The sequence below is a fragment of the Streptomyces sp. PT12 genome (genome assembly GCF_003311645.1).
Lineage (GTDB): Bacteria > Actinomycetota > Actinomycetes > Streptomycetales > Streptomycetaceae > Streptomyces.
Genome location: NZ_QEST01000148.1, coordinates 1 through 6,312 on the forward strand (window position 1 = coordinate 1; position 6,312 = coordinate 6,312).

General features: G+C 70.7%; 5 protein-coding genes and 3 pseudogenes. 4 read left to right on the top strand and 4 right to left on the bottom strand.

Annotated features, from left to right (window positions below; translation table 11 throughout):
• Window positions 1-278: 278 nt before the first annotated feature.
• Both DEH69_RS32785 and DEH69_RS32790 read left to right on the top strand, forming a co-directional pair.
• Window positions 279-821: pseudogene (locus DEH69_RS32785) on the top strand (NAD(P)-binding domain-containing protein); the annotation flags it as partial.
• A 207-nt stretch (window positions 822-1,028) separates the two neighbouring features.
• Window positions 1,029-1,166 (top strand): hypothetical protein, encoded by a 138-nt coding sequence (locus tag DEH69_RS32790; RefSeq protein ID WP_258534723.1) that lies wholly within the window; start codon window positions 1,029-1,031, stop codon window positions 1,164-1,166.
• A gap of 54 nt (window positions 1,167-1,220) precedes the next feature.
• Here DEH69_RS32790 and arsB read toward each other — a convergent pair whose 3' ends face one another.
• Entirely contained in the window at window positions 1,221-2,270 is a 1,050-nt protein-coding gene (gene arsB, locus DEH69_RS16855) for an ACR3 family arsenite efflux transporter (RefSeq protein ID WP_258534724.1), read from the bottom strand.
• Window positions 2,271-2,335: 65 nt separating this feature from the next.
• A complete protein-coding gene (locus tag DEH69_RS16860; protein WP_113687815.1) occupies window positions 2,336-2,650 on the bottom strand; it encodes a helix-turn-helix transcriptional regulator in 315 nt (104 codons plus the stop codon).
• Window positions 2,651-2,730: 80 nt separating this feature from the next.
• On the opposite strand from DEH69_RS16860, the gene DEH69_RS16865 reads away from it, so the two are divergent.
• Together DEH69_RS16865 and DEH69_RS33650 are read left to right on the top strand one after the other, a co-directional pair.
• A complete protein-coding gene (locus DEH69_RS16865) occupies window positions 2,731-3,168 on the top strand; it encodes an arsenate reductase ArsC (RefSeq protein WP_113687816.1) in 438 nt (145 codons plus the stop codon).
• A gap of 5 nt (window positions 3,169-3,173) precedes the next feature.
• Window positions 3,174-3,263, top strand: a pseudogene (locus DEH69_RS33650) (FAD-binding protein); the annotation flags it as partial.
• A 203-nt stretch (window positions 3,264-3,466) separates the two neighbouring features.
• On the opposite strand, the pseudogene hisG reads toward DEH69_RS33650, so the two are convergent.
• Window positions 3,467-4,316 (bottom strand): annotated as a pseudogene (gene hisG / locus DEH69_RS16875) (ATP phosphoribosyltransferase).
• Window positions 4,317-4,422: 106 nt separating this feature from the next.
• On the bottom strand, window positions 4,423-6,099 hold the full coding sequence (locus DEH69_RS31560) for an MAB_1171c family putative transporter (protein ID WP_309302845.1): 1,677 nt from the start codon (window positions 6,097-6,099) through the stop codon (window positions 4,423-4,425).
• Window positions 6,100-6,312 lie beyond the last annotated feature (213 nt).

Genomic DNA, 6,312 nt, shown 5'->3' on the forward strand with positions numbered 1-6,312 from the left:
GACAACAGAACGGGCCCCGACTCCGTCAGCGGCCCACCACGAAAGATCGAGGCTAAGGCTTCGGTTTTTCCCGAGACAACGAACTATCTGCTGTTGGGGCACTCCCCGTGGAACACGTTGACCTTCTGATCGTCGGCGCCGGGCCGTCCGGACTGTCCACGGCCGCCGTCGCTGCCCGCACCGGCTGGTCCCGGCCGCTGGCCCTGGAAGCGGGCGGCGACACGGCCGGCTCCTGGCCCGCTTGATACGGACAGCCTCACCCTGTTCTCTCCGGCCCGGTACTCAGCCCTGCCCGGCCATCCCTTCCCCGGCGACCCAGACCGCTACCGGCGCGGGATGAGGTTGCCGACTACCCGCGCACCATCGCCAAGAGCCTGGACGCCGACATCCGTACCGGCACCCGCGTCACCGCGGTCCGGCCCGCCACCGGCGGCGCCTTCGCCGTGGAGACCGGGAACGGCGAGCAGTGGTCGGCGCGGGCCGTGGTCGCCGCTTCCGGTGCCTTCGCGCACCCCCACGCCCCCGACCTGCCCGGCCGCGAACTCTACGAAGGGCGGCAGCTGCGCTCCGCCGACTACCGCGCCCCCGCGGACTTCGAAGGCGCGCGCGTGGTCGTGGTGGGTGCGGGGGACTCCGCGATCCAGATCGCCGCCGACCTCGCGCCGCTCGCCCGCGTCACCCTGGCCACCCGCGCCCCGGTGCGGTGGATGGCCCAGCTCATGCTGGGCCGGGACATCCACTGGTGGACCCGGTACACCGGGCCTGGACATCGCCCCCATCCGCGGCCGCCTGGCCAAGCTGCCGGTCTCCGTACTCGATGACGGCACCTACAAGGCAGCCTTGGAGAAGGGGGCGTGGAGCGGCGGGAGATGTTCACCGCGCTCACCGCGGACGGCGTGGTGTGGGCGGACGGCGCCCGGGAGGCGATCGACGCCGTCGTCTGGGCCACCGGCTAACGCCACCGCTACCCCTACCTCACCGGCACCCCCGCACTCGACGACCGACACCGACCGCTGCACCGCCTCGGCGTGTCCACCACCGTCCCGGGCCTTGGCTACGTCGGCATCGAGTTCCAGCGCAGCTTCGCCTCCAACTCCCTGCGCGGCGCCGCCCGCGACGCGCGCCACGTGCTGACCAGGCTGCGGCGCACCACCCGGCGTGGGTGACCGCCAGCCCCGGGCGGCGTCGCGCAGTGACGCCGCCCGGGCCGGCTAGGGCTGTCAGCCCTGGGCTGTGGCGTGCCGGCGCCGCAGGGCCAGGGAGACGTACACCAGCGCCACCAGGACGGGCACCTCGATGAGCGGTCCGACGACTCCGGCAAGGGCCTGGCCCGAGGTGACGCCGAAGGTGCCGATCGCGACGGCGATGGCGAGTTCGAAGTTGTTGCCGGCGGCGGTGAACGCGAGGGTGGCGGTGCGGTCGTAGGGCAGGCCGACCGCCCGTCCGAGGGTGTAGGAGCCGAACCACATGACCGCGAAGTACGCGAGCAGCGGCAGGGCGATGCGGGCGACGTCCCAGGGTGCGGAGGTGATGGCGTCGCCCTGGAGGGCGAAGAGCAGCACGATGGTGAACAGCAGTCCGTACAGCGCCCACGGCCCGATCCGGGGCAGCACCCGCTCCTCGTAACGCTCCCGCCCCAGGTGCTTCTCGCCGATGCGGCGGGTGGCGAACCCCGCGATCAGCGGGACACCGAGGAACACCACGACGTTGAGGGCGATCTCCTGGGCGGAGATGTCGAGGTTCTCGCCTTCGCCGAGGTTCAGCCAGCCGGGCAGGAGGTCGAGGTAGAACCAGCCGAGCAGACCGAAGGCGAGGACCTGGAAGACGGAGTTGAGCGCGACCAGGACGGCGGCGGCTTCACGGTCGCCGCACGCGAGGTCGTTCCAGATGATCACCATGGCGATGCAGCGCGCGAGGCCGACGATGATCAGTCCGGTGCGGAACTCCGGGAGCTCGGGCAGGAAGATCCACGCAAGGGCGAACATCACCGCCGGCCCGAGCACCCAGTTGATCACCAGGGACGAGACCATGAGGCGGCGGTCGCCAGTGACGGTGCGCAGGCTGGTGGCGTCGTAGCGGACCTTGGCCAGCACCGGGTACATCATGACGAGCAGGCCGATCGCGATGGGCAGGGAGATCCCGCCGACCTCCAGGTCGGCCAAGGCGTCGTCCAGCCCGTCGACCGCGCGGCCGACGAGCAGTCCGGCGGCCATGGCGACGATGATCCACACCGGCAGGAAGCGGTCGAGGGTGGAGAGCTTCGCGACGATCCCCGCGCCGTCTTCCGGCTCCGGGTTCGCTGCCCGTCCGGGGGCGGGCGGGGTCTTGGCGGTGGTCACGGGCAGGTTCGCTTCCGGTTGTGCTCGGCGGTGGCGCGGGCGGTCGCGGCCAGGTCGGTGAACTGCCCGGCCAGCGTCTCCAGCACCTCGGGCCGCAGCCTGTAGTAGGTGAACCGGCCGCACGGCTCGGTCTCCACCACCTCGGCCTCGCGCAGCACCCGCAGGTGGTTGGACAGGTTCGTCTGCTTCGCGCCGGTCTCCTCCACCAGGTGCGTCGTGCACAGGGTTTCCCGCGCCAGCAGCGTCACGATCTTGAGCCGGAGCGGGTCGGCCAGCACCCGGATCAGGTCAGTCTCGACTGAAGTCAGCATGTGCTGATACTTTCACATCATTCGGGGCTGATACCAGTCCCGGCTGATGCCGCTGGCCTGCTGCGTGAAGGAATGAAGCGATGTCCCCTGCCGCCCCGTCCCCTGCCGCGCCGACCGCCTCGGTGCTGTTCGTCTGCGTCCACAACGCCGGCCGCTCCCAGATGGCCGCCGGCTTCCTCATCCACCTCGCCGGCGACCGGATCGAGGTCCGCTCCGCCGGCTCCCTCCCGGCCGAGCAGGTCAACCCCGCCGCGGTGGAGGCGATGAAGGAAGTGGGCGTCGACATCTCCGCCGAGCAACCGAAGGTGCTGACCACCGAGGCCGTGAAGGCGTCCGACTACGTCATCACCATGGGCTGCGGCGACGCCTGCCCCATCTTCCCCGGCAAGCACTACCGCGACTGGGCCCTGGACGACCCCGCCGGACAGGGCGTGGAAGCGGTTCGCCCGATCCGCGACGAGATCCGCACCCGCATCGAGGCCCTGATCGCCGAGATTGACGCCAAGCAGGAAGTGTGAGCGTCATAAGCCGCGTCGACGTGCACGAGGTCATCGTCATAGGCTCAGGCCCCGCCGGATACACCGCCGCCCTCTACACCGCCCGCGCCCAACTCACCGCCCTGGACCTCGGCCGCATCGACATTCCACACCCCACCCGCGACCGGGACGCCAGGACGGCCGCTCCTGTCCTGGCCAACGAGCCGCCGGCCCCGCCAGGCACGGAATAAGCCAGCAGGACCGGTGACAGAGTTCTTACCGGCACCCCAAGACGCGCGGGGTGGGGCACCGTCGCGTGCCGTGCAGGATCTTTCGGCGGTCAGATCCGGCAGGAGTGGATCCGGGTGGCCAGGATGACGCGGGCGCCGATGTCCTCCAACTCGTCCATGACGCGCTGCGCCTGGCTGGCGGGGACCATCGCGCGGACAGCGGCCCAGCCCTTGCGGTGCAGCGGGAAAACGGTGGGCGACTCCAGGCCGGGGGTGAGGGCGACGGCCCGTCCGACGGCCTCGGTGCGGATGTCGTAGTCCATCATCACGTACTCGCGCGCGACCATGACGCTGTGGAGGCGTCGCAGGAAGCGTTGCACGGCCTCGTCGGCGGCGTCGGCGCCGACCGGGAGGATGACGATGCCCTCGGACTCCATGATCGGCTCGCCGATGACCTCAAGGCCCAGGTTCGCCAGGGTGGTGCCCGTCTCGACGACATCGGCGATCACGTCCGCGACGCCGAGCTTGAGCGAGGTCTCCACCGCGCCGTCCAGGCGGACGATGCCCCCGGGGATCACGCCCCGCTCCGCCAGGTGCTTGGCCACCACGCCGGGATAGGAAGTGGCGATCGTCTTGCCCTCTAGATCGCGCACCGAGGCCGCCGCGCCCGGCTCACCCGCGAAGCGGAACACCGCGCGGGAGAAGCCGAGTCGAAGGACCTCCTTCGCCGCCGCGCCGGAGTCCAGGAGGAGGTCGCGGCCCGTGATGCCGATGTCGAGCTTTCCCGAGCCGACGTAGACGGCGATGTCGCGGGGCCGGAGGTAGAAGAACTCCACCTGGTTCTCCGCGTCGACGACGACGAGCTCCTTGGACTCCGTCCGCTGGCGGTACCCGGCCTCATGGAGCATCGCCCCCGCCGGGGCGGAGAGAGCCCTCGTTCGGGATGGCGATGCGCAGCATGAAACGTCCTCTGGATCAATGGGGTTGGTCTCGTACGGTGAACGTGCGAGTACTCATGGTGCCAGAGGTGTCGCCGGTGCTGCCGGGGTTTACCGGTGCCCAAGGCTCAGGCGGCCAGCACGGTGTGGGCACGGTCGTGGAAGTCGCGGGCGGCGGGGACGGCGCAGGAGCGCAGGCGGTCGGCGAGGTCAAGCAGCGGTGCCGTCGTGCGCCCGAAGCTGATCTCCTCGGTGAGGTCGAGCGCCTGATCGGCCGTCGAGCACGCCTTGTCGATGTGGCCCGCCTCGAACTCCGCGTCCGCCTGGCGCGTTAGATAGAGGGCCCTGTCGCGGACGAAGGCGGGCTCGAACATGCCGTGGACCTGGGCGAACTGCTCGGTCACGGGGCCGGGTTGGCCGAGGTCGCGGTGGCTTGAGGCGCGCGCCGCGGCGATGTCGGGGAGGCCGAACCAGTAGACCCAGCTCGGGTCGTCGTGACCGTCGGCCTCGGCGAGGAGCGTCTCCGCCCGGTCGAAGTCCGCCCAGCGGCGGGCGTCGTCGAGGTGGGCGCGGGCGTGTCCTCGGCGCATGGCGAGCATGGCCTCGACGCGGGGGGTGGTGCCTCCCCGGATGGCGGCGAGCCCGGCCGTTGCCATGGCCTCGGCGTCCTGCGACCGGCCGGTGTTGTAGGCCGACGTGGTCCAGAAGCCGAGGACGTTGGCGCCGAGGGCGTCGTCCCCGGCCAGCTTCGCCGATCGGAGCGCGGCCTCGAAGGTCGCGTCGGCGCACTCGCCGTGGACGTCGAAGGCGGCGGCCCGCTGGCGGGAGAGGTCGGCGGCGGCCGCGTAGAGGCGTGCGCCGTGGGCGTCGCTGTAGGTGCGGTCGCGGATCAGGCCACGCACCAGGGCGAGGACGCTGGAGGTCTCGGTGAGGATGACGCCGCCGCCGTCGACGTCGTCCATCTCCCGGAGCGCCCGGACGCGCTCCTCGATGCGGGTGACGGCGGCCTCGCCGATGCGCGACCCGCCGGTGATCTGTCCTGCGGCAGCGGGGTCCGCGGTGAGCCAGGAGAGCAGTGCGGTGGTGAGCGTCCCACCGGAGATGGCCTTGACCGGCCCCTGAGCGGTTCCCCCGAAAGAGCGAAGCGCGGCGCGCTGCACGGTCAGCGAACGGTAGGAGCGCAGCGTCAGCAGACCGTCGTTGATCTCGATGACGCGCCGGTGCAGGAGGAAGTCGGCGTCCTGGCTGAGCGGATCGTCGCCGAAGCCCGCGGCTGTCAGGACGATCTCGGGCATGGCCGACGCCAACTCCTCCCACAGGGGCGTGAGCGCGAGAAGGGACCGCGTTTCCCAACGTCGGCGCAGAGCCTGCCTGATCGGCCTGACAACGGCGGGCAGGGTGAGGCTGCTCGCAAGGAGGAGAACGGCCACGGCCGGGCAGGTGACGCTGAAGACACAGGGCGAGGACAGCAGCGAGGAGCACCTTTGGTTGTGGTCCGAGATCGCGCCCATGCCGAAGCTGACGGTGAGCGCGGCGGCGATCTTGTAGGTGCAGTAGACGAGGGCGACGACGCTCCCGAACGAAGCGATGCGCGGACCGATACGCACGTCCGCGTGCCTCGTGGCATTCGATCGCCGCCAGGTCTCCCGCAGGAAGTCGACCACGGTCGAGGGCCGGAAGGCGATGAAGACCAGGATGTACAGGGCGTAGACCTGTGCGAGTTCCCCGCCAGGTGCTCGACGAAGAAAAGTCCCGCCATCGCCAGGACGGCGCTCGCCAGAAGGGCCAGGCGCCTCCGGATCCATCGGCGCGGCGCCTCGGGGGCGGTGTTGAGCTGGCGAGTGAAGATCAGAACCGATGTCGCGGCGGCCAGGCTGAAGGAGTTGCTGAGCAGCCGGGCCGAGTGGGGCACGATGGACTCGACCGACGCGATGACCAAGGGTGTATAGCCTCGCGCTTTCACGGGGAGTGTCCGATAGACGGCGGATCTGATGATCAAGGAGACGCCTGATGAGCGA

Bases quoted from the DNA above. Each gene is read 5' to 3' on its own strand.
- DEH69_RS16865 (WP_113687816.1), top strand. From the start codon at position 2,731: ATGTCCCCTGCCGCCCCGTCCCCTGCCGCGCCGACCGCCTCGGTGCTG.
- DEH69_RS16860 (WP_113687815.1), bottom strand. From the start codon at position 2,650: ATGCTGACTTCAGTCGAGACTGACCTGATCCGGGTGCTGGCCGACCCG.
- DEH69_RS31560 (WP_309302845.1), bottom strand. From the start codon at position 6,099: ATGGATCCGGAGGCGCCTGGCCCTTCTGGCGAGCGCCGTCCTGGCGAT.